25 protein-coding genes are annotated in these 20454 nt (G+C 72.2%); 11 read left to right on the top strand and 14 right to left on the bottom strand.

The features are described 5' to 3' along the window. Positions 1-107: 107 nt before the first annotated feature. Positions 108-290 (bottom strand): hypothetical protein, encoded by a 183-nt coding sequence (locus OG371_RS28855; protein WP_329058415.1) that lies wholly within the window; start codon positions 288-290, stop codon positions 108-110. Between the two features lie 233 nt (positions 291-523). Here OG371_RS28855 and OG371_RS28850 point away from each other — a divergent pair, with 233 nt between their 5' ends. The 3 genes from OG371_RS28850 to OG371_RS28840 are packed head-to-tail and all read left to right on the top strand — an operon-like array spanning position 524 to position 2434. Continuing rightward, positions 524-1033, top strand: a complete 510-nt coding sequence (locus OG371_RS28850) for an RNA polymerase sigma factor (RefSeq protein ID WP_329058413.1) — start codon at positions 524-526, stop codon at positions 1031-1033. Beyond that, positions 1030-2019, top strand: coding sequence for a hypothetical protein (locus OG371_RS28845; protein WP_329058412.1), 990 nt, complete (start codon positions 1030-1032; stop codon positions 2017-2019). The genes OG371_RS28850 and OG371_RS28845 overlap by 4 nt, the downstream gene beginning before the upstream one ends. 19 nt (positions 2020-2038) lie before the next feature. Beyond that, a complete protein-coding gene (locus tag OG371_RS28840) occupies positions 2039-2434 on the top strand; it encodes a PPOX class F420-dependent oxidoreductase (RefSeq protein ID WP_329058411.1) in 396 nt (131 codons plus the stop codon). A 79-nt stretch (positions 2435-2513) separates the two neighbouring features. Here OG371_RS28840 and priA read toward each other — a convergent pair whose 3' ends face one another. The 3 genes from priA to OG371_RS28825 form a co-directional block, all read right to left on the bottom strand. Beyond that, positions 2514-3245, bottom strand: a complete 732-nt coding sequence (gene priA, locus OG371_RS28835; RefSeq protein WP_329058409.1) for a bifunctional 1-(5-phosphoribosyl)-5-((5-phosphoribosylamino)methylideneamino)imidazole-4-carboxamide isomerase/phosphoribosylanthranilate isomerase PriA — start codon at positions 3243-3245, stop codon at positions 2514-2516. Positions 3246-3289: 44 nt separating this feature from the next. Next, positions 3290-3910, bottom strand: a complete 621-nt coding sequence (gene hisH, locus OG371_RS28830) for an imidazole glycerol phosphate synthase subunit HisH (RefSeq protein WP_329073287.1) — start codon at positions 3908-3910, stop codon at positions 3290-3292. Between the two features lie 80 nt (positions 3911-3990). Next, positions 3991-4875, bottom strand: a complete 885-nt coding sequence (locus OG371_RS28825; protein WP_329058408.1) for a hypothetical protein — start codon at positions 4873-4875, stop codon at positions 3991-3993. Positions 4876-5015: 140 nt separating this feature from the next. Here OG371_RS28825 and OG371_RS28820 point away from each other — a divergent pair, with 140 nt between their 5' ends. Both OG371_RS28820 and OG371_RS28815 read left to right on the top strand, forming a co-directional pair. Then, on the top strand, positions 5016-5210 hold the full coding sequence (locus tag OG371_RS28820; protein WP_329058407.1) for a hypothetical protein: 195 nt from the start codon (positions 5016-5018) through the stop codon (positions 5208-5210). 45 nt (positions 5211-5255) lie between these two features. Further along, positions 5256-6428: an acyl-CoA dehydrogenase family protein gene (locus OG371_RS28815; RefSeq protein ID WP_329058406.1), complete on the top strand. Its 1173-nt coding sequence runs from the start codon at positions 5256-5258 to the stop codon at positions 6426-6428. Between the two features lie 6 nt (positions 6429-6434). Here OG371_RS28815 and OG371_RS28810 read toward each other — a convergent pair whose 3' ends face one another. Further along, positions 6435-7325: a transketolase family protein gene (locus OG371_RS28810; protein WP_329058405.1), complete on the bottom strand. Its 891-nt coding sequence runs from the start codon at positions 7323-7325 to the stop codon at positions 6435-6437. A gap of 5 nt (positions 7326-7330) precedes the next feature. Beyond that, positions 7331-8023, bottom strand: a complete 693-nt coding sequence (locus tag OG371_RS28805) for a thiamine pyrophosphate-dependent enzyme (protein ID WP_329058404.1) — start codon at positions 8021-8023, stop codon at positions 7331-7333. 53 nt (positions 8024-8076) lie between these two features. Between OG371_RS28805 and soxR the strand changes: the two genes are divergently transcribed. After that, positions 8077-8538 carry a redox-sensitive transcriptional activator SoxR gene (gene soxR, locus OG371_RS28800; RefSeq protein WP_091617592.1) on the top strand — a complete coding sequence of 154 codons (462 nt, stop codon included), beginning with the start codon at positions 8077-8079 and terminating at the stop codon, positions 8536-8538. 35 nt (positions 8539-8573) lie between these two features. Further along, positions 8574-9122 (top strand): RNA 2'-phosphotransferase, encoded by a 549-nt coding sequence (locus OG371_RS28795; RefSeq protein ID WP_329058403.1) that lies wholly within the window; start codon positions 8574-8576, stop codon positions 9120-9122. A 28-nt stretch (positions 9123-9150) separates the two neighbouring features. Here the strand turns inward: OG371_RS28795 and OG371_RS28790 are convergent, their stop codons facing one another. After that, on the bottom strand, positions 9151-9720 hold the full coding sequence (locus OG371_RS28790) for a TetR/AcrR family transcriptional regulator (RefSeq protein WP_329058402.1): 570 nt from the start codon (positions 9718-9720) through the stop codon (positions 9151-9153). Between the two features lie 210 nt (positions 9721-9930). Here OG371_RS28790 and OG371_RS28785 point away from each other — a divergent pair, with 210 nt between their 5' ends. Next, positions 9931-12108: an MMPL family transporter gene (locus tag OG371_RS28785; protein WP_329058400.1), complete on the top strand. Its 2178-nt coding sequence runs from the start codon at positions 9931-9933 to the stop codon at positions 12106-12108. 82 nt (positions 12109-12190) lie between these two features. Here the strand turns inward: OG371_RS28785 and OG371_RS28780 are convergent, their stop codons facing one another. Then, positions 12191-12349: a hypothetical protein gene (locus OG371_RS28780; protein WP_329058399.1), complete on the bottom strand. Its 159-nt coding sequence runs from the start codon at positions 12347-12349 to the stop codon at positions 12191-12193. A gap of 17 nt (positions 12350-12366) precedes the next feature. On the opposite strand from OG371_RS28780, the gene OG371_RS28775 reads away from it, so the two are divergent. Further along, complete coding sequence (locus tag OG371_RS28775; RefSeq protein WP_329058397.1) at positions 12367-13104, top strand: MBL fold metallo-hydrolase; 738 nt, start codon at positions 12367-12369, stop codon at positions 13102-13104. Here OG371_RS28775 and hisB read toward each other — a convergent pair. From hisB to hisD, 3 genes are all read right to left on the bottom strand, one after another. Further along, positions 13101-13700, bottom strand: coding sequence for an imidazoleglycerol-phosphate dehydratase HisB (hisB, locus tag OG371_RS28770; RefSeq protein WP_329058395.1), 600 nt, complete (start codon positions 13698-13700; stop codon positions 13101-13103). The two genes, OG371_RS28775 and hisB, sit on opposite strands and share 4 nt — an antisense overlap. 73 nt (positions 13701-13773) lie before the next feature. Further along, positions 13774-14910 (bottom strand): histidinol-phosphate transaminase, encoded by a 1137-nt coding sequence (locus OG371_RS28765; RefSeq protein ID WP_329058393.1) that lies wholly within the window; start codon positions 14908-14910, stop codon positions 13774-13776. Beyond that, positions 14907-16232: a histidinol dehydrogenase gene (hisD, locus tag OG371_RS28760; protein WP_329058391.1), complete on the bottom strand. Its 1326-nt coding sequence runs from the start codon at positions 16230-16232 to the stop codon at positions 14907-14909. The genes OG371_RS28765 and hisD overlap by 4 nt, the downstream gene beginning before the upstream one ends. Positions 16233-16317: 85 nt before the next feature. Between hisD and OG371_RS28755 the strand changes: the two genes are divergently transcribed. Next, positions 16318-17112: a carbon-nitrogen hydrolase family protein gene (locus tag OG371_RS28755; protein WP_329058389.1), complete on the top strand. Its 795-nt coding sequence runs from the start codon at positions 16318-16320 to the stop codon at positions 17110-17112. Between the two features lie 140 nt (positions 17113-17252). Here OG371_RS28755 and OG371_RS28750 read toward each other — a convergent pair whose 3' ends face one another. Next, positions 17253-18017: an SDR family NAD(P)-dependent oxidoreductase gene (locus OG371_RS28750; protein ID WP_329058386.1), complete on the bottom strand. Its 765-nt coding sequence runs from the start codon at positions 18015-18017 to the stop codon at positions 17253-17255. A gap of 62 nt (positions 18018-18079) precedes the next feature. Between OG371_RS28750 and OG371_RS28745 the strand changes: the two genes are divergently transcribed. Beyond that, the gene (locus OG371_RS28745; RefSeq protein ID WP_329058384.1) at positions 18080-19066 is read left to right on the top strand and encodes a helix-turn-helix transcriptional regulator; all 987 of its coding nucleotides are present in this window, start codon (positions 18080-18082) and stop codon (positions 19064-19066) included. Positions 19067-19108: 42 nt separating this feature from the next. On the opposite strand, the gene OG371_RS28740 is transcribed toward OG371_RS28745, so the two are convergent. Further along, a complete protein-coding gene (locus OG371_RS28740) occupies positions 19109-19762 on the bottom strand; it encodes a response regulator transcription factor (protein WP_329058383.1) in 654 nt (217 codons plus the stop codon). A gap of 1 nt (position 19763) precedes the next feature. Next, on the bottom strand, positions 19764-20447 hold the full coding sequence (locus OG371_RS28735) for a response regulator transcription factor (RefSeq protein WP_329058380.1): 684 nt from the start codon (positions 20445-20447) through the stop codon (positions 19764-19766). Between the last annotated feature and the right edge of the window lie 7 nt (positions 20448-20454).

Below are 20454 nucleotides of genomic sequence, written 5' to 3'. Positions count from 1 at the left end.
GCCTAGCGTCCGCCTGCGACCGGTTTCGCCCGGAGGAGCACGTCACCGCGACGGCGGCGACCAGCCCCGGATCGGCTCGGTCCGCCGCCGGATCACCGACGCCGGCATCAGCGGGACGAGGGCGCCGAGCAGCACCGGAACACCGACTCCCGCGCCGCGGGGAACAGCTGCCGCCGGAGGCCACTGTGGACACCGTCCGCGGCCACCACCAGGTCGGCGTCCACTTCGGACGCCTCGCGGACCTCGGCTCCGGTGCGCACGACGCCGTCCGGCAGCTCTTCGAGCAGCACGCGGTACAGCTCGGCCCGGTGGAACGCGACCGGCGGCGGCGTGCGCCCGCACCCGGTCCCCGACGCCGAGCACGTCCAGCGCCCGCAGCGCGTTGGGCGCGAGCCCGCCGATCCCGCCGCCGGCCACCGCGGCTTTCACCGCCGCAGCTCGTCCACGGCCGGGAGTCTATGCTGGTCAGCGGCGAATTGGGGGTCCGATGCAGCAGTTCGGCCCCCTCGCGCGTCCTAGGGGGGTGACCACGAGTTTCGACGAGTTCGTCGAGGACCGCCTCGACGGGCTCCTGCGGTACGCGACCGTCCTCACCGACGATCCGCACCTGGCGCAGGACATCGTCCAGGAGGTGCTGCTGCGCGCCCAGCAGCACTGGGCGAAGATCGACTCGCCGCCCACCTACGTGCGCCGGATGGTCACCAACGAGTACCTGTCCTGGCGACGGCGCGCGGTGCGGCGCGTGGTCTCGTCCAGCCACGAGGTGCTCGACTCGCTCAGCCCGCCCGAAGCCGACCCCAGCGCCGCCTACGACGCGCGTGACGAGATGCTCGCGCTGCTCGCGACGCTGCCGCGCAAGCAGCGCGCGGCGATCGTGCTCCGTTACTACGAGGGCTATTCCGACGCCGAGATCGGCGAGGTGCTGCGCTGCGGCGCTTCGACCGTGCGCAGCCAGATCTCCCGCGCGCTGGCCACCCTGCGCACCTGCGTCAGCCCGCTGCCCACCGTCCTCACGACCGGAGCCGGAGAATGAACCAGCTGTCCGAGCAGGAGACCGAGACGCTGCTGCGCGAGGGCCTCGACCGGCTCGCCGAGCGCGCTCCCGACGGGCACGAGGTACGCAACGCGCTGGCCCGCGCCCGGCAGGGCCGCCGCCGCAGCCGTCCCCGGCTGGCCCTGGCCGCGGTGGCCGCGGCCGTGATCGCGGTGACCGCCGGGGTCCCGATCGTGCTGCACGCCATGCCCGGTGAGCAGGTCACCGCCGCCGCGGGCCGCCCGATCGTGTCGTTCACCCCGGGCTGGCTGCCGGACGGATTCACCGAGCAGTACCGCTCATCCGGGCCGGGCATCACGCCGCAGGTGCGGCGCTGGCTCGCGGGGCCGGGCCGGATCACGCTTTCGGCATACTCCACGGCGGACCCGGACTGGTCGCAGACCGCGCTGCGCATCGCCGCGCTGAAGGACCAGGTGGTGGTCGGCGGCCGCGTCGGCATGGTCACCGGCGACACCGGCACCGCCGCACTGCTGACCTGGATGGCCGACGACCGGCACGTGCTGACCGTGGCCGTCGAAGCCGTGCCGGATGCGCGGACCGTCGCCCAGGACGTCGCCGAGTCGGTGACCACCGACGATCCGGCCCGCGTGCGCGGCGAGGCCCGCTTCGGCCCGTTGCCCGGCGGCTTGCGGGAGTTCTCGACGACCGTCCAGGGCGGCTCCCCCGGCGACGGCAGCACCGCATTGGACGCGAGCGCCGACACCGCCCCGCGCGTCGCCGCCCTGCACGTGACGGCCGGCGCGGGCTCGCCCGGACTCGGTGGCACGACGCCGGTTCCCGTCCGCGGCGGCACCGGCGCCTACCGCGCCCCGGCCGGGCCGCTGGAGGGCATGGTCGCCGTGCAGCTGCCGTCCGGCCATTGGCTCACGGTCTCGGGCCGCCAGCCGCGGGACGAGCTGGTGGCCGTCGCGAACGCCGTGGTCCTCGACCCGGCGCCGGACTACGAGTGGCTCGGCACGGACTGAACCCGGCTACTGTGGACACATGTCCTCGGAGCTGGAGCGCCTGTCGGCGGAGAAGTACGTCGTGCTGACCACTTTCCGCCGCGACGGCCGCGCCGTGCCGTCCCCCGTCTGGGCCGCCCGCGACGGCGACGACCTGGTGATCTGGTCCGAACGCGACACCGGCAAGGTCAAGCGCATCCGCAACAGCGGCCGCGTCGAGGTGCAGGCCTGCGACGTGCGCGGCAAGAAGACCCACGGCGCCACGGCCACCGGCACCGCCCGTCTCCTCGACAACGAGGGCAGCGAGCGCGTCCGCCGCGCCATCGCCCGCGGGTACGGAGTGGTCGGCCAGGTGATGATGTTCTTCAGCCGTCTGCGCGGCGGGCCACAGCGGACCATCGGCATCGCGATCACGTTGGACGAGCCGGAGTCCTGAGCCACGACGGTTCAGCGCCGGGCTCGTGAGTGGTTATGCCGGTTAGAACCGTCATAACCACTCACGAGCAGCACCAGCTTCAGCGAACGGCGGCCAGCGCCTCAGGCAGCGTGAACGCCCCGGCGTACAGCGCCTTGCCGACGATCGACCCCTCGACCCCGTCACCGGCCAGCGCGGCCAACGCCCGCAGGTCGTCCACACTGGACACTCCGCCGGAGGCGATCACGGGGGCGTCGGTGCGGGCGCAGACCTCACGCAGCAGCTCGAGGTTCGGGCCGCGCAGGGTGCCGTCCTTGCTGACGTCGGTGACCACGTAGCGGGTGGCGCCGTCGCGGTCCAGGCGGTCCAGGACCTCCCACAGGTCGCCGCCGTCGGAGGTCCAGCCGCGGGCCGAGAGGCGGTGGCCGGCCCCGGTGATGCGCACGTCCAGGCCGATCGCGACGCGGTCGCCGTGGGAGGCGACCACCTTCGCCGTCCAGTCCGGGTCCTCCAGGGCGGCGGTGCCGAGGTTCACCCGGCGGGCGCCGGTGGCCAGGGCGGCCTCCAGCGAGGCGTCGTCGCGGATGCCGCCCGAGAGCTCCACCAACACGTCGAGCCGGCCGACGACCTCGGCCAGCAGCTCGCGGTTGCTGCCCTTGCCGAACGCGGCGTCGAGGTCCACCAGGTGGATCCACTCGGCGCCGTCGCGCTGCCAGGCGAGCGCCGCCTCGAGCGGGCTGCCGTAGGAGGTCTCGGTGCCGGCCTCGCCCTGGACGAGTCGGACCGCCTGGCCATCGGCCACATCAACTGCGGGAAGGAGCGTGAAAGTCACGCGGACAGCCTAAAGGCCGTGCTCACCACCCAGCAGAGGCGGGGTTACAGCGTGCCGAGCCAGTTGCGCAGCAGGTGCGCGCCCGCGTCGCCGGACTTCTCGGGGTGGAACTGCGTGGCCCACAGCGGGCCGTTCTCCACCGCCGCGACGAAGTCCTCGCCGTGGTTCGCCCAGGTCACCTCGGGCTGGCGGCCGGCCAGCCCGGAGTCCAGCTCCCACCGGCGCGCGGCGTACGAGTGCACGAAGTAGAACCGCTCGTCCGGGTCGATCCCGGAGAACAGCAGCGAGCTGGACGGCGCCCGCACGGTGTTCCAGCCCATGTGCGGCAGCACGTCGGCGTGGAGCCGCTCGACCGTGCCGGGCCACTCCCCCGTGCCCTCGGTCTCCTCGCCGTGCTCGACGCCGCGGGTGAACAGGATCTGCATGCCGACGCAGATGCCCAGCACCGGGCGCCCGCCCGCGAGCCGCTTGCCGATGATCCGGTGCCCGGACACGCCGAGCAGCCCCGCCATGCACGCGGAGAACGCGCCCACCCCCGGGACGACCAGCCCGTCGGCCTCGACCGCGGCATGCGGGTCGGCGGTCACCTCGACCTCGGCGCCCGCGCGCGCGACGGCGCGTTCGGCGGAGCGGAGGTTGCCGGAACCGTAGTCGAGGATCACCACACGAGGCACCGGGCCAGCCTAGCCCGGGGGCTCGTGAGTGTTCATGCCGGTTAGAACCGTCATGAACACTCACGAGTCCTTCAGCCGCGCTGGAACGAGTAGACGTCCGTCACCGTGTTGCACGGGCTCGGCGGCACGACCTCCACCCGCAGGGTCCCGGTGGGCGCGTCGTAGTCGACGCCCTCGGGCGTGAACGCGCCGGCGCAGGTGCTGACCAGCGGAAGCTGGCCGAGTTCCTTGACGTGCGCGCGGGTGTCGCGCCCGGCCAGCGGCCGCGGCAGGTCGACCTGGAGCAGCTGGTAGCTGGTCGGGTAGAGGTCGTTGTTCGAGTCCGAAGTGGCGCACAGCAGCCGGGTCGGCGACACGAAGTCGCAGCCCTGCGCGGAGCGGATGGTGTGGTCGAGGTGGATCCGCGCGGCCAGCGGCAGGTCGCCCGCCGTGCGCGGGGCACGCGGGTTGAGGAATGGCGCCGGCGAGACGTACATCTCGGTCGCGTCGCCGAGGGCGCCGGAGACCAGCCATTGGCCGTCCGGGCTGACCGCGGTGTAGGCGTTCGCGTTGACCGGCGGCTCGTCGGCCTGCAGCGGGTGCACGAACTCCGTGGTCTCCCCCGAAGGCGCGGTGACCAGGTACATCTTGTTCACCGGCGGGTTCGCGACGGTGTTCTGGTAGACGTCGAACACGTAGCCGCGCTGCGAGTCCGGGTCGCCGACGTGGCCCCAGCCCTCGTCCTTCAGCGGCTGCGGGATGGTCGTCCCGCTGCGATACACCGTTTCCGGCGCCTGCCCGGGCCTTCGCAGTGTCGTGATGCCTTCACCGCTGATCGAATTCGCGACGCTGGTCTTGCCGGTCTGATGCCAGCCGCCGAGCGAGCCGGCCGGGCTCGCGGACGCGAGGCCGGTGCAGCCCAGCAGGGCCGCGGTGGACAAGGCGAGCACTTTCGCCGCCGTCGTCGAATGACGCATGGTTCGCTCCTTCGCGAACGGGACCTTGGCGGCGGCCCGCGGATTTTTGCACGAACCCCCGTTTGGCCGTGCCGCCGAACGGGTAGTCACTCGTTCGCGTGAGGCGCCGCCGGCGCCCCAGGACCCGTGAAGAGGGCGAAATGTCCGAGTCAGACCTCCTGTGCGACATGCTGCAGGCGTGGCGAGACGACATCAACAGCGTGCCGTTCCCCCGGTTCGCGGCACCGCGGATCCCGCCGCAGACCTCGCGGGAGGACATCGACGCCCGGTACCGCCGCGAGTCCGGCCAGCCGCACGTGACCAACACCACGCACTGGTACGAGGGCCGTTTGTGATTTCCTGCGGGGACCGCATCGCCGCGAGCCCGTAGGAGAATTCCGATGAGCAGCACCCCGGATCCGCACGATTTCCTCGACCTCGACGCCGGACTCGCCGAGGAGGACCGGGCTATCCGGGACGCCGTCCGCGCCTACGCGCGCGACCATCTGCTCGACCACGTCGCCGACTGGTACGAATCCGGCTCGCTGCCCGCGCGCGAACTCGCGAAGGGCTTCGGCGACCTGGGGCTGCTGGGCATGCACCTCGAGGGTTACGGCTGCGCCGGCACGAGCGCGATCGCGTACGGCATCGCCTGCCGCGAGCTGGAGGCCGTCGACTCGGGGCTGCGCAGCTTCGTCTCGGTGCAGGGCTCGCTCGCGATGTTCGCGATCCACCGCTGGGGCAGCGAGGAGCACCGCGAGGGGTGGCTGCCGCGGATGGCGGCCGGTGACGCGCTGGGCTGTTTCGGCCTGACCGAGCCGGACGCGGGCAGCGACCCCGGCAGCATGCGCACCCGCGCCGTGCGCGACGGCTCCGACTGGGTGCTGACCGGCACGAAGATGTGGATCACCAACGGAACCGTGGCCGACGTCGCGGTGGTCTGGGCGCAGACCGACGAGGGCGTCCGCGGGTTCGTGGTGCCGACGTCCACCCCGGGCTTCACCGCGAACGAGGTGAAGCACAAGCTTTCCCTGCGCGCGTCACTGACCGCGGAGCTGGTGCTCGACGGCGTGCGGCTGCCGGAATCGGCCGCATTCCCCGAAGTCCGCGGCCTGCGCGGGCCGCTCTCGTGTCTCAACGAGGCGCGGTACGGAATCCTGTTCGGCGTGGTCGGCGCGGCGCGCGCGTGTTACCGGGCGGCGCTGGAGTACACGCTGGCGCGCGAGCAGTTCGGCAAGCCGCTGGCCTCGTTCCAGCTGACCCAGCGCAAGCTCGCGGACCTGCTCGTGGAGGTCAACCGCGCCGGGCTCGTCGCGCTGCAGATCGGCCGCCTGAAGGACGCCGGCACGCTGGACCACAGCCAGGTGAGCTTCGGCAAGATGGCGAACGTGCGCTCCGCGCTCGACGTGGCCCGCACCGCCCGCTCGATGCTCGGCGCGAACGGGATTTCGCTGGAGTACCCGGTGATGCGGCACATGGTGAACCTCGAAACGGTGCTGACCTACGAGGGCACCGAGGAGATGCACGCACTCTCGCTCGGCCAGGCGGTGACCGGGATCGCCGCATTCCGCTGAGGCGCGTCACGACCGCAGGAAATCCTTGAGGGACAAGGCGATCGAACCCTCGTCCAGGCCATGAGCCAGATCGTGGTCAGCGAGCTCGCCGTAACAGCGGACCTCGGTGTCACGGCGGACGCCGAGGCAGAGCAACCGGTGCGGCACATCAACGAGCGCTTCAGCGACGCAATGGGCCGACGTGCCCGCCAGGTACGGCTCGACGAGAACGACGTCCGCCACCTCCGCGACCGCGGCGCGCAGGCCCGCGGCGTCGAACGGGCGGATGGTGGCGGTGTAGAGCACCGTGACGTCCAGGCCCTCGGTCGCCGCGAGAACGCGGTCGAGCATCGGGCCGACCGCGATGACCACCCCGCGCGAACCCTGGCGCAGCGGCTGGAATCCGACGCCGAAGTACGGCGAAGCGTTCTCCTGCGCGGAAAGCCGGAGGTACACCCGGCCGTCGCCCGGCACGGAGTCGAGCAGCAGGCGGCGGGCCTCGTCCGGGTGGCCCGGCACGTGGATCGTCCAGCCGGGCAAGGAATCCATCAGTGCGACGTCGCCCGGTGACTGGTGCGTGCGGCCTTCCGCGGGCATGTCGTAGGAGGCGCCGTACGAGACGAGCACCGCGCCGGCGTCCTGGTGCGAGAGGTCGAGCTTGATCTGCTCGAACGCCCGCTCCACCAGGAACGCGGAGAAGGTGTGCACGATCGGCCGCAGCCCGGCGAGCGCGAGGCCCGCGCCGGTGCTGACCAGCAGCTGCTCACGGATCCCGACGTTCAGCACCCGGTCCGGGTGCCGCCGCGCCGCGCCGGCCAGCTGGGCGGTGGAGATGTCGGCGAGCACCACGGCGACGTCCGGATCGGTGTCCACGATCCGCTCGGCCGTGCTCAGGAACGTCTCACGCATGTTCGGCATGTCTTTCAGCCCTTCGGTTCCACGACGGCGACCACGGCGAGCGGCCGGCCCGGGTGAGCGGTGGTGAACGCCTCGTACAGCGCTTCGTGGTCACGGCCGGAGACGGTGCGCGTCTCCCAGCCCTCCACCTCGAAGCGCCGGGCGATGCCGCCGGGCCAGCCGTGCGACGACGACTGGTTGTCCACGACAACGGCGGTGAGCTGCTCCAGCCCGAGGCGCCCGGCCAGCACGACGGCCTCGATGTTGGAGCCCTCGTCGAACTCGGCGTCGCCGACCAGCGTCACCACGCGCCCGGCGTACCCGCGGGCGCGCACGCCGAGCGCGGTGCCGACGGCGATCGGCAGCCCGTGCCCGAGCGAGCCGCTGGAGATCTCGACGCCGGGCACCCGCCGCCGGTCGGGGTGGTGGCCCAGCCGGGAGCGGACCGAAGACCAGTCCGCCAGCTCCGCCTCGTCCAGGAAGCCCTTGGCGGTGAGCACGGCGTAGTACGCCATCGGGCCGTGTCCCTTGGAGAGCAGGAACCGGTCGCGGCCGGGCTCGCGGAAGGTCGCGGGCGTCAGGTCCAGCACGCGGTCGTACAGCACCCACAGGACGTCTACTGTGGACTGTGCGGCGGCGGTGTGCTTGTCGTCCCCGGTCATCAGCGCGATCAGCCGCGGCAAATCGGCGTAACCGGGCGAAACAGCGGTTGTGGTCATGTTCCCACGATGCAACCTCGACCATTCTCTAGGTCAAGGGCTAACCTGGACCAATGACGAGGTTGGCCGAGCATCTGAGCATCGGGCAGGTGGCCGAACGCAGCGGGGTCCCGCACACGGCACTGCGGTTCTACGAGGAGAAGGGGCTGATCAGCTCGGAGCGGTCGGCGGGCAACCAGCGCCGCTACCCGCGCTCGGTGCTGCGGCGGATCGCGTTCGTGCGCGCCGCGCAACGCGTTGGCCTCTCCCTGGAGGACATCAGCGAAGCCCTGTCCACCCTGCCCGACGACCACGCGCCGACGAAGGCCGATTGGGCCCGCCTGTCCCGCGAGTGGCAGTACGAACTGGACGCCCGCATCGACGCCCTGCAACGCCTCCGAGACCGCCTGACGGGCTGCGTCGGCTGCGGCTGCCTGTCGCTACGCAGCTGCGGCCTGTACAACGCGGACGACGAACTGGCCCGCTTCGGCCCCGGCGCGAGCAAACTCCGGCCGGTCGCGGAGGGCGGCATCTGATTTTCGCTTGCGCGGACTGCTTCACTGGACGGGAAATGAAAGAAGAACAACGAACCCGCATCTCGAAGCGGCTTTCCCGCCACCTGCGCCACGATCCGGCCGCGATCGGCCTGACCCTGGACCCGGCCGGGTGGGCCGAGGTGGACACCCTGCTCGCCTGCCTGGCCCGGCACGGCGCGCCGGTGACCCGGGCCGAGCTGGCGGAAGTGGTCACGCACAACGCGAAACGCCGCTTCGCCTTCGACGACACCGGCACGCGCATCCGAGCCAGCCAGGGCCACAGCGTGGCGGTGGACCTCGAACTGACGGCGACCACCCCACCGGCGGTCCTCTATCACGGCACCGCGACCCGCTTCGCCGCGGCGATCTTCGCGGAGGGTCTCCGCCCGATGCGGCGCCACGCCGTGCACCTGTCCGCCACTGTGGACACGGCGGTCGCGGTGGGCACTCGCCATGGGAAACCGCTGGTACTGCGGGTGGACGCCGCCGCCATGGCCGCGGCGGGGCACGAGTTTCAGGTAAGCGCCAACGGAGTCTGGCTTACCGCTTCGGTGCCGCCGGAGTTCTTGACCACGGCTGGCTGAAACCGCGGCGGCCTGAAACTGCGGCAGCTCAGTGGCGCCGCGGGCGGCCCATCAGGCGGCGGCCCACGTCGACCAGTTCGCGGCGCAGCGTTTCGTCGTCGAGTTCGGCCAGGTCGGGGGCGCCGCCGGCCAGGGCGATTCCGGTGAGGGCGACCATGGCGGTCACGCGGGCCGAGACGTCCGGGTCCGGGCCGGCCAGGATGGCGATCAGGGCGTTGCCGAAGCCCTCCATGCCGTGGGCCGACTTCTCGATCGCGCGGTTGATGCCCGGGTCGCTGGAGAACAGCGCGACCAGCACGCGGTGGCGCACCACCAGGTCCACGAAACCGTCGAGCAGCTGATCGATCTGGGCGCCGCGGCGGCGCTGCTTCGCGGCCTCGACCACCAGCACGTCCAGCTCGCGGATACCGGGCTCGGCCACCGCCTCGGTGATCTCGGCCTTGGTCTTGAAGTGGTAGTACACCGCCGCCTTGGTGACGCCCAGCGCGTCGGCGATCATCTGCAGCGACGTGCCCTCCACGCCGTGCTCGGCGAACAGCCTCAGCGCGGTGCCCAGCAGCCGGGTGCGCGTGTCTTCGGCCGGGACGGCGGTCGTCATCGTTCCTCCTCGTCAAAGCGGAGGGAGCCTACGTCACGGCCCTGCCGATCGGCAAACCGGTTTCCCTGCCGATCGGCTAGCAAACCGCTTGCCGTGCGGCTAGTCACACACTAGCCGATCGGCTTGGCAGAGCCCTTGCCGATCGGCTAGCTTCGAACTCACTAGTACGAGTGACGAAGGCCCTATTCGGGCGAAACGGAGACAACACCCGTGGCGACTTTCCTCTACCGGCTCGGCCGGTTGTCGTTCCGGCGGCGAGCCCTCGTCACGGCCGTGTGGGCGGCCGTGCTCGTGGCGCTCGGCGTCGGCGCGCTGACCCTGTCCGGCCAGCTGTCCGACTCGGTGACGATCCCGGGCACGGAGTCCCAGCAGGCCATCGACCGGCTGGCGGAGAAGTTTCCGCAGGCCTCGGCGGGTGGCGCGACTGCGCGGGTGGTGATCGCCGCGCCGCCGGGCCACACCGTCACCGACCCGGCGGGCCGGGCCGCCGTCGAGTCCGTGGTCTCGCACCTCAAGGCCGCGCCGAAGGTCGCGTCCGTGGTCGACCCGTTCCAGGCCAAGTCCGTCTCGCCCGACGGCCAGGTCGCGCTCGCCCAGGCGAGCTACACCGTCAAGGGCTTCGAGCTGACCGACAGTGACCGCCAGGCGCTGCTCGACAGCGGCAACAGCGTCAAGCAGAGCGGTTACGAGGTCGAGTTCGGCGGCGACGCGGCGCAGGCCATGCCCGCGACCGGCGCGACCGAAGGCCTCGGCGTCGCCGTGGCGGCCGTCGTCCTGATCATCACGTTCGGGTCACTGCTGGCCGCGGGCATTCCGCTGCTCACCGCGCTGATCGGCGTCGGCATCGGCTTCGCGGGCATCACGCTCGCCTCCGGCTTCCTGGAGCTGAACTCCAACACCCCGATCCTCGCGCTGATGATCGGCCTCGCCGTGGGCATCGACTACGCGCTCTTCATCGTCTCGCGCTACCGGCACGAGCTGAGCCTCGGCCGAGAACCCGAGGAGGCGGCCGGACGCGCGGCCGGCACCGCCGGGTCCGCGGTGGTGTTCGCCGGGCTCACCGTGATCATCGCGCTGGCCGGGCTGACCGTGGTCGGCATCCCGTTCCTGGGCCAGATGGGCATTGCCGCGGCGGTGACCGTCGCGGTGGCCGTGCTGATCGCGTTGACGCTGCTGCCCGCGGTGCTCGGCTTCGCCGGCTCACGTCTGCTCGGCAACCGGATTCGCTTGCGCCGCAAGCCTTCCACACAGACCCACGGCGAGCGCTGGGCCCGGTTCGTCGCCCGGCACCGCGTGCCCGTGCTGCTCGCGTCGCTGGCCGGCCTCGTGGTCGTCGCGCTGCCCGCGCTGGGCATGCAGCTGGGCCTGCCGAACGACAGCTCCGCCGCGCCGGAATCGACGCAGCACAAGGCCTACGAGCTGGTCAGCAAGGGCTTCGGCGAGGGCGCGAACGGCCCGCTGCTGGTGGTGATCGACACCGGCGCGAACCACAGCCCCGAGGCGCTCAAGCAGGCCGTCGCCGGGATCAGCACCCTGCCGGACGTCGCCGCCGTGACGCCGCCGAACGTGAACGCCTCCGGGGACACCGCGCTGCTGAGCGTGATCCCGAAGAGCGGGCCGAGCAGCAAGCAGACCGAGGACCTGGTCGCGGCGATCCGGGCGCAGTCCGGGCCGCTGCACGAGACGACCGGCGCGAGCCTCGCCGTCACCGGCCAGACCGCCGCGAACATCGACGTCTCGCAGAAGCTCTCCGACGCGATGCTGCCCTACCTCGCGCTGATCGTCGGGCTCGCGTTCATCCTGCTGATGCTGGTGTTCCGCTCGGTCGTGGTGCCGCTGAAGGCGACGCTCGGCTTCCTCGGCTCCGTGGCGGCGACGTTCGGCGCGGTGGTCGCGGTGTTCCAGTGGGGCTGGCTGAAGGACCTGCTCGGCGTCGCCTCGACCGGGCCGATCATGAGCATGCTGCCGATCCTGCTGATCGGCGTCCTGTTCGGACTCGCGATGGACTACCAGGTGTTCCTGGTGACGCGGATGCGCGAGGAGCACGTGCACGGCGCCGACCCGCAGGAGGCCATGGTCACCGGCTTCCGGCACGGCGCGCGGGTGGTCGTGGCGGCGGCGCTGATCATGATCAGCGTGTTCGCCGGCTTCGTGCTGGCCGAGTCGACGCTGATCCAGTCGATCGGGTTCGCGCTCGCCTTCGGGGTGCTGGTCGACGCCTTCGTGGTCCGGATGACGATCGTGCCCGCGGTGATGTCGCTGCTCGGCCGGGGCGCCTGGTGGCTGCCGCGGTGGCTCGACCGGATCCTGCCGAACGTCGACGTGGAGGGCGAGGGCCTGACCAAGAAGCTCGACACGCCCGACGACCACCAGCTCACCAACGCCTGAGAGGGCCCGCCCGGATGCCGTCAAGGCCTCCTTACCCGCGTCCGGCGCGGGTAAGGAGGCCTTGACGGACATTGGGGGAAAGTCAGCCGGCCAGCCAGGCGATGGCGCCACCGACGGACAGGACCGCGGCCACGCCCAACGCGATGGCGATGAACTTCGCCGTCTTCCACGTCGAGTAGACGCCGCCGATCAGGAAGCCGCCGAGGGCCAGCAGCAGGACGGCGATGACCTCTTTGCTCACGAAGGTCAGCGTGCCACATGGCCTTCACCGTGACGGTACTGGGCAGCGCGACCCCGTACCCCCGCCCGGACAATCCCTGCTCCGGCTACCTGATCCGGCACGGGGCCACGAAGATCTGGCTCGACGCCGGCCCCGGCACGCTCGCCGCGCTGCAGGAGCACACCGCGCCCGACGAGCTGGACGCGGTCTGGGTCTCGCACCTGCACGCCGACCACGTCGCCGACCTGCTGCCGGCCGTGTACGCGCTGCTGTTCGCGGACCTGCCGCCGCGCAAGCCGATCCCGCTCTACGGCCCGCCGGGCACGGCCGCCCGGCTTTCGGCGTTCCTCAGCAACACCGGGCGCGCGCCGATCGAGCAGGCCTTCGCCGTGCACGAGCTGCATGACGGCCATCGCGCGCGGGTCGGCGACCTCGAGCTGACGTCGGTGGCCGTCGCCCACGGCTTTCCCGCGTTCGGCCTCCGCGCGACCGACGGCACCCGGACGCTGGCCTACTCCGGCGACACCGGACCGTGCGACGCGCTGGCGAAGCTGGCCGACGGCGCGGACCTGTTCCTGTGCGAGGCCGACAGCGACGAGCCGTCCACTGTGCACCTCACCCCCGCCGAGGCGGGCCGCGCGGCCACCGGGGCGGCGCGGCTGCTGCTCACGCACGTGGGCCACACCATCACCGCGCGCGACGCCGTGACCCGGGCCGCGGAGCACTTCCCCGGCCCGGTGGCGTACGCGGCGCCGCGCGCGGTGTTCGGCGTCTAGAGCACGCCCTTGGTCGACGGGATGCCGCCCGCGCGCGGGTCCGGCTCCGTGGCCGCGCGCAGGGCCCTGGCGACGGCCTTGTACTGCGCCTCCGCGATGTGGTGCGGATCGCGGCCGTGGATCACGCGCACGTGCAAAGCCAGCTGCGCGTGGAACGACAGCGAGTCGAACACGTGCCGGGTCAGCACAAACGGGTAATTGCCGCCGATGGTGAAGGTGTTGAACTGCTCCGGCTCGCCCACGTGCACGCAGTACGGGCGGCCCGAGACGTCGATCGCGGCGTGGGCCAGCGTCTCGTCCATCGGGATCCAGGCGTCGCCGAACCGGCGGATGCCGCTCTTGTCGCCCAGCGCCTGGCGGATCGCCTGGCCGAGCACGATCGCGGTGTCCTCGACGGTGTGGTGGGCGTCGATGTGGACGTCGCCGGCCGCTTCCACCTTGAGGTCCAGCGAGCCGTGCACGCCGAACGCGGTGAGCATGTGGTCGTAGAACGGCACGCCGGTGGCGATCTCGACCTGGCCCGTGCCGTCGAGGTCCAGCTGGACCAGGATGGACGACTCCTTGGTGGTCCGCTCCACCTTGCCTACTCGGCTCATGCGCCCGCCTCGCTGAAGCTCGGCGCGGCCTTGGCCGAAGGCGCAGTGTTGAATGATTCGCTCGCAGGCTCGCTCATCGTGGTACTTCCTTACTGGCCTCGAGGAAGGCGTCGTTTTCTTCCGGGGTGCCGATGGTGACCCGCAGGTGGCCTTCGATGCCGACGTCCCGGATCAGCACGCCGAGGTCCACATAGGACTGCCAGCTCGCCGGGGCGTCCGCGAACTGCCCGAAGAGGACGAAGTTGGCGTCGCTCGGCACCGGCGTGAAACCGAGTCCCAGCAACGACTCCACCACGCGGTCGCGCTCCGCCGCCAGTTTGTGCACGGTGGCCAGCGTGGCATCGGCGTGACGCAGGGCGGCGCGCGCGGCCGCCTGCGTGAGCTTCGACAGGTGGTACGGCAGCCGTACGAGCTGCAGCGCGTCGACGATCGCCGGCGCGGCCGCGAGGTAGCCGAGGCGGCCGCCGGCGAAGGCGAAGGCCTTGCTCATCGTGCGCGAGACGATCAGCTTCGCCGGGTACTGCGCGATCAGCTCGACCGCGCTGGGCTGCGAGGAGAACTCCGCGTACGCCTCGTCCACCACGACGATGCCCGGCGCCGCGTCCAGCACCGCGCGCAGCTCGGTCAGCGGGATCGAGCCGCCGGTCGGGTTGTTCGGGCTGGTCACGAACACGATGTCCGGCCGCCGCTCGCGGACCAGATCGGCCGCCCGCGCCGTGTCCATCGAGAAATCGGGCCGGCGCGGCACCGGCACCCACTCGGTCCGGGTGCCCGACGCGATGATCGGGTGCATCGAGTACGACGGCTCGAAGCCGAGCGCGCTGCGGCCGGGCCCGCCGAACGCCTGCAGGATCTGCTGCAGGATCTCGTTGGACCCGTTGGCCGCCCAGACGTTCGCCTCGCCCAGCACCACGCGCGTGGACACGGTGAGGTAGTCGGCCAGGTCCGTGCGCAGCGCCACCGCGTCGCGGTCCGGGTAGCGGTGCAGCGAGGCGGCCTCGGCGCGCACGGCCTCGGCGACGTCGGCCACCAGCTCGTCCGGCGGCGGGTACGGGTTTTCGTTGGTGTTGAGCCGGACGGGCACATCGAGCTGCGGCGCGCCGTACGGGCTCTTGCCACGCAAGTCTTCCCGCAGCGGCAAGGCGTCGAGCGTGACGTCGGCCCCCGGGATCGCTTCGGTCATGTCGGTCGTGTCAGTGTCGTCGGTCATCGGGCCTCCCCCTCGAACCGGGCGGTGACGGCTTCACCGTGCGCGGGCAGGTCTTCGGCGTTGGCCAGCGCGACCACGCGGCCGGCCACCTCGCGCAGGGCGTCCTCCGTGTAGTCCACGACGTGGATGCCCTTGAGGAAGCTCTGCACGGACAGCCCCGAAGAGTGCCGGGCGAACCCGCCGGTGGGCAGCACGTGGTTGGAGCCGGCGCAGTAGTCGCCGAGCGAAACCGGCGCGTACGCCCCGACGAACACCGCTCCGGCATTGCGTACCCGCGCGGCGACCTCCCGCGCGTTCGCCGTCTGGATCTCCAGGTGCTCGGCCGCGTATGCGTCGACCACCCGCAACCCGTCGTCCACAGTGGACACCAGGATGACGCCGGACTGCCGGCCGCCCAGCGCCTCCCCCACACGCTCGGCGTGCTTGGTGGCGGCGACGCGGCCGGCCAGCTCCTTTTCGACGGCGTCGGCCAGCTCCTCCGACGTGGTGACGAGCACGCTGGCCGCCAGCGGGTCGTGCTCCGCCTGGCTGATCAGGTCGGCCGCGACGTGCACCGGGTCGGCCGTCTCGTCCGCGAGGATGGCGATCTCGGTCGGCCCGGCCTCGGAGTCGATGCCGATCACGCCGCGGACGATGCGCTTCGCCGCGGTCAGGTAGATGTTGCCTGGCCCGGTGACGATGTCGACCGGCGCGAGCTCCGCGCCATCGGTGTCCGTGCCGCCGTACGCGACCAGCGCGACGGCCTGCGCGCCGCCCACGGCCCACACCTCGTCGACGCCCAGCAGCGCGGCGGCGGCCAGGATGGTCGGGTGCGGCAGGCCGCCGAAGGCCGCCTGCGGGGGCGAGCACAGCACCAGCGAGCGGACGCCCGCGAGCTGCGCCGGGACCACGTTCATCACCACTGTGGACGGGTACACGGCCAGCCCGCCCGGCGCGTACAGCCCGACGCGGTCGACCGGCACCCAGCGCTCGGTGACCGTGCCGCCCTCGACGACCTTCGTGGTCACGTCGTGGCGGCGCTGGTCGGAGTGCACCTTGCGGGCGCGCTTGATCGACTCCTCGAGCGCGGCGCGCACCTCGGGGTCGAGCTCCTCGAGCGCCTTGGCCAGCTCGGCGGCCGGCACGCGCACGGTGGCCGGCCGGACCTTGTCGAACTGCTCGGTGTACTCGAGGACGGCCGCCACCCCGCGGTCGCGCACCGCCTCGACCACCGGCCGCACGTGATGCAGCGCCGCGTCCACGTCGTATTCGGCGCGTGGCAGCGCGGCACGCAGTTCGGCGGCGGTCGGGACCTGCCCTCGCAGGTCGGTGCGGTTCAACATGGTCACCAGGGTACGAGGTGGCCCCGACAGTTCCGGCAGGGATACTCGGTGGTGACCAGCTGTCGGGGAAGACGAGGAGGCCGCCGTGCCGCGGATCGGGTTGTGCCAGCTCACTTCGGGCGACGATCCGGAGGCCAACCTGAAACTGGTTCGCTCCGGCGTCGAGGCCGCCGCGGCGGACGGCGCGCAGGCGGTGGTGTTCCCGGAGGCGACGATGGCACGGTTCGGCCGCCCGCTCGCCCCGGTCGCGCAGCCGCTCGACGGCCCGTGGGCGCAGGCCGTCGCGGCGATCGCGGCCGAGCACGAGGTGCTGGTGATCGCGGGCATGTTCACCCCGGCCGAGGACGGCCGGGTGCGCAACACGCTGCTGGTCACCGGCCTCGGGCACCACCTCGGCTACGACAAGATCCACCTGTACGACGCGTTCGGCTTCGCCGAGTCCGACACCGTCGCACCGGGCGCCGCGCCGCTGACGTTCGAGGCCGGCGGCACCGTGTTCGGCGTCGCGACCTGTTACGACCTGCGCTTCCCGGAGCTGTTCCGCTGGCTCGCGGACGACGGCGCGGACCTGGTGCTGGTCCCGGCGTCCTGGGGCGCGGGCGAGGGCAAGCGCGACCAGTGGGAGGTGCTCGTCCGCGCCCGCGCGCTCGACTCCGGCTGCTGGGTCGCGGCCTGCGGCCAGGCCGACCCGGCGGCCACCGGGACCGAGGTCAACCCGAAGGCCCCCACCGGCATCGGCTGGTCGACGGTGGCCGACGGCTTCGGCCGCGTGGTCGCCCAGCTGGGGGCGGCACCGGAGAGCGTGGTGCTCGACCTCGACCCGGCCGTCGCGGTGAAGGCCCGGTCGGCCACGGGCGCGCTGGCGAACCGGCGGCTCTAGCGGCCGCGCGGGGCCGGCTTTGCGGTTGCAGCGGATGACGCTTCCGCCGCATTCAGTGCAGGGAAAGCGTCATCCGCTGCACCCGCAATCTGCTTAGACCGGCCGCGGGGCGGCGGCTTTGATAAGGGGGACGACCGGTCTCACGTGGCGTTGCGGCCGCCGTCGACGTCGAGGATGGCGCCGTGCACGAAGGACGCCTCCGAGCTCGCGAGGTAGGCGACGGCGGCGGCGATCTCCTCGGGTGCCGCCGTCCGGCCGGCGGGGGCGAGGGCGGCAAGCTGGTCCAGGCCCTCGCCGAACAGCGCGGTGCCCTCAGTACGGGTGGGGCCGGGGCTGACCGCGTTGACGCGGACGCCGCTGGGACCGAATTCCGCCGCCCACGACTTGGTCAGCAGTTCCAGCGCCGCCTTGCCCGAGCCGTTGAGCGCCATTCCGGCGATCCCGAACCGGGCGGCCATGGTCAGCACGTTGACGATCGAGCCCCGGCCGCGCGCGGCCATCGCCGGGGCCAGTTCGGCGACCAGGAGGAACGGCGCCCGGACGTTGACCGCGTACACGGCGTCGATCTCTTCGGCGGTGATGTCCGCGGTGGGGCCTCCGCCGAACACGCCGGCGTTGTTGACCAGCACGTCGACGTGCCCGCCCCCGAGTTCGGCGGCCTGGCGCGCCAATGCCCGCACGGCGCCCGCGTCCGCGAGGTCGCCCGCGAGGAAGTCGGCCTTGCCGCCGGACACGCGGATCTCGGTGACGACCGCTTCGCCGCGCGCCGCGTCCCGGCCGGTGACGATCACCTGGGCACCGCGGGTCGCCAGCGCCACGGCCACCGCCCGGCCGATGCCGCTCGTGGCGCCGGTGACGAGCGCGGTGGCACCGGTGAAGCCGGTCAATTTCGCAATCTGGGTCATGCCGACCACGCTAGGACCGATACCGGACAGGATCCGCCCGGTATCCGTGCCACACTTTCGCCATGACCCGACCGACCGCCCGCGTGCTGGCGTTGCTGGAGATCCTCCAGTCCGGCGGCACGCGCACCGTCGCCGAGCTGGCCGGGCGGCTCGGCGTGGACGAGCGCACCGTCCGGCGCTACGCCGGGCACCTGATCGACCTGGACGTGCCGGTCCGCTCGGTGCGCGGCCGGTACGGCGGCTACCGGCTCGCGCCCGGCTTCCGGATGCCGCCGCTGATGCTCACCGACGACGAGGCGCTGGCCGTGCTGCTCGGGCTCGTCGTCGCGCGACGGGACGGGCTGGTGCCCGCGTCCTTGACCGCAGTGGAGAGCGCCACCGCGAAGGTGCGGCGGGTGCTGCCCCAGGCGATCGGACAGCGGTTGGACGCGCTGCTCGCCACCGCCGAATTCACCCGCCCGGCCCGCGCCGCGAACAGCCCCGGGACGGACGTGCTGCTCACGCTCGCGGAGGCGGCACGGTCACGCCGTCCCGTCGCTTTCGCTTACACCGCTTGGGGTGGACGGCGGAGCGAGCGGACCCTGCACCCGTACGGGATCGTCGCCCACTCCGGCCGCTGGTATGTCACGGGCGCGGACTCGGACAGCGGCGAGGTGCGCACTTTCCGGCTGGACCGGATCGAGAACGCGACCGTGCTGCCCGGCGAATTCGAGGTCCCCACCGGATTCGACCCGGGCGAGCGGGTGCTGACCGGGCTCGCCGAGGTGCCCTACCGGCACGAGGTTTCGCTGCGCGTCCAAGGAACAGCGGAGGAAGTCTCGGCCCGGTTTCCCGCCGGAATCGCCACGGTGCAAGGACTTCCGGACGACGGCTGGGTACGGGTCCGGCTGCGGGCCGAACGATTGGACTGGATCCCCGGCGTGCTCGCGCGGCTGGACCACGCGTTTGTCATCGAGCAGCCGGAAGCCCTGCGTGACCAGGTGCACGCCCTGGCCCGACGGCTCACCGAAAGCGCCGACGCGCGCCCAGCCCCTGGTCAGGACTCGTGAGTGTTTATGACGGTTAGAACCGGCATAAACACTCACGAGCTTTTAGCGCAGCAGCCCTTCGCGGATGGCCACCCGGACGAACCCCGCGCGGCGCCGCTCCCCCGTCTTGTCGCGGATGCGGTCCAGGTACGAGCGGACCGTGCGGACGCTGATGTTCAGGATCTCGGCCACGTCGACGTCGCGCTCGCCGGAGGCGACCAGGCGCAGCACCTGGCGCTCGCGTTCGGACAGCTCGATCTTCGGGCCCGCGTGCCGGTCTTCGCTGTCCTGGATGATCATCCCGGCCAGCGTGGGCGAGACGTACGCGTTGTCCTCGGCGATGGTGCGGATCGCGCGCAGCAGCTCGTCGCCGTCGACGTCCTTGGACAGGAAGCCCTTGGCGCCGGCCTGCATCGCGCCGAGCACCTCCGGCTGTTCCGCGTGCGCGGACACCACGAGCACCTTGTGCCCCATCTGCCCGACTTCCAGCACCGCCGCCGCGTCCTGCACCCCGCGCAGCTTGAGGTCCAGCACCACGACGCTGCCGGGCGGCTGCGCCTGCACCGCGAAGCGCGCGACGGAGTCGGCCACCGCGCCCAGCTCGATGTCCGGCGCCTCGTTCAGCACCCGCGCCACCGCGTCGCGGTAGAGCGGGTGGTCCTCGATCACGCCGACGTTGATCCGCGGCGGCTGCTCCTGGCCGTCTTCGACCGTCACGTCACGGCTTCCTTCCCGGGCTGCCCACGAGGCCACGGCGGATGGCCTCCTTCACCAGCCCCGGACGGCGCCGCTCCCCCGTCTTGTCCCGGATCCGGTCGAGGTAGCCGCGCACGGTGCGCACGCCGATGCCGAGGATCCGGGCGATGTCGATGTCGCGCTCGCCGGCCGCGACCAGCCGCAGCACCTGCTCCTCGCGCGGCGAGAGCTCCATTTCCGGCCGCTGCACCGGGCGCTCGGTGTTGTCCTTGATGATCATCCCGGCGACCACGGCGGAGACGTACGCGCCGCCCTCGGCCACCGCGCGGATGGCGATCAGCAGCTCGTCGACGTCCACGTCCTTGGACAGGAAACCCTTGGCCCCGGCCGCGATCGCGCTCAGCACCTGGTCCGACTCGGCCTGCGCGGACACCACGAGCACGTGGTGCCCGAGCTCGCACACCTCCAGCACCGCCGCCGCACCCGCGACCCCGGGCAGCCCCAGGTCCAGCAGCACGACGCTGCCCGCCGGCTGCTTCTGCACGTGGAAGCGGGCGACCGAGTCGACCACCGCGCCCAGCTCGACGTCCGGCGACTCCTCCAGGACCCGCTCCACCGACCGGCGGTACAGCGGGTGGTCCTCGATGACGGCCACCCGGACCCGGCCCGTGCCGGGCCCCGCTTCACCCGGTAGTTCTTCAGTCATCCGCACC

Source organism: Amycolatopsis sp. NBC_01480 (genome assembly GCF_036227205.1).
Lineage (GTDB): Bacteria > Actinomycetota > Actinomycetes > Mycobacteriales > Pseudonocardiaceae > Amycolatopsis.
This window is presented reverse-complemented; position numbering and strand designations above follow the sequence as displayed.

Coding starts and splice junctions, on each gene's coding strand:
- OG371_RS28845 (WP_329058412.1), top strand. CDS start 1,030: ATGAACCAGCTGTCCGAGCAGGAGACCGAGACGCTGCTGCGCGAGGGC.
- OG371_RS28840 (WP_329058411.1), top strand. CDS start 2,039: ATGTCCTCGGAGCTGGAGCGCCTGTCGGCGGAGAAGTACGTCGTGCTG.
- OG371_RS28825 (WP_329058408.1), bottom strand. CDS start 4,875: ATGCGTCATTCGACGACGGCGGCGAAAGTGCTCGCCTTGTCCACCGCG.
- OG371_RS28820 (WP_329058407.1), top strand. CDS start 5,016: ATGTCCGAGTCAGACCTCCTGTGCGACATGCTGCAGGCGTGGCGAGAC.
- OG371_RS28815 (WP_329058406.1), top strand. CDS start 5,256: ATGAGCAGCACCCCGGATCCGCACGATTTCCTCGACCTCGACGCCGGA.
- OG371_RS28810 (WP_329058405.1), bottom strand. CDS start 7,325: ATGCCGAACATGCGTGAGACGTTCCTGAGCACGGCCGAGCGGATCGTG.
- OG371_RS28805 (WP_329058404.1), bottom strand. CDS start 8,023: ATGACCACAACCGCTGTTTCGCCCGGTTACGCCGATTTGCCGCGGCTG.
- soxR (WP_091617592.1), top strand. CDS start 8,077: ATGACGAGGTTGGCCGAGCATCTGAGCATCGGGCAGGTGGCCGAACGC.
- OG371_RS28795 (WP_329058403.1), top strand. CDS start 8,574: ATGAAAGAAGAACAACGAACCCGCATCTCGAAGCGGCTTTCCCGCCAC.
- OG371_RS28790 (WP_329058402.1), bottom strand. CDS start 9,720: ATGACGACCGCCGTCCCGGCCGAAGACACGCGCACCCGGCTGCTGGGC.
- OG371_RS28775 (WP_329058397.1), top strand. CDS start 12,367: ATGGCCTTCACCGTGACGGTACTGGGCAGCGCGACCCCGTACCCCCGC.
- hisB (WP_329058395.1), bottom strand. CDS start 13,700: ATGAGCCGAGTAGGCAAGGTGGAGCGGACCACCAAGGAGTCGTCCATC.
- OG371_RS28765 (WP_329058393.1), bottom strand. CDS start 14,910: ATGACCGACGACACTGACACGACCGACATGACCGAAGCGATCCCGGGG.
- hisD (WP_329058391.1), bottom strand. CDS start 16,232: ATGTTGAACCGCACCGACCTGCGAGGGCAGGTCCCGACCGCCGCCGAA.
- OG371_RS28750 (WP_329058386.1), bottom strand. CDS start 18,017: ATGACCCAGATTGCGAAATTGACCGGCTTCACCGGTGCCACCGCGCTC.
- OG371_RS28745 (WP_329058384.1), top strand. CDS start 18,080: ATGACCCGACCGACCGCCCGCGTGCTGGCGTTGCTGGAGATCCTCCAG.
- OG371_RS28735 (WP_329058380.1), bottom strand. CDS start 20,447: ATGACTGAAGAACTACCGGGTGAAGCGGGGCCCGGCACGGGCCGGGTC.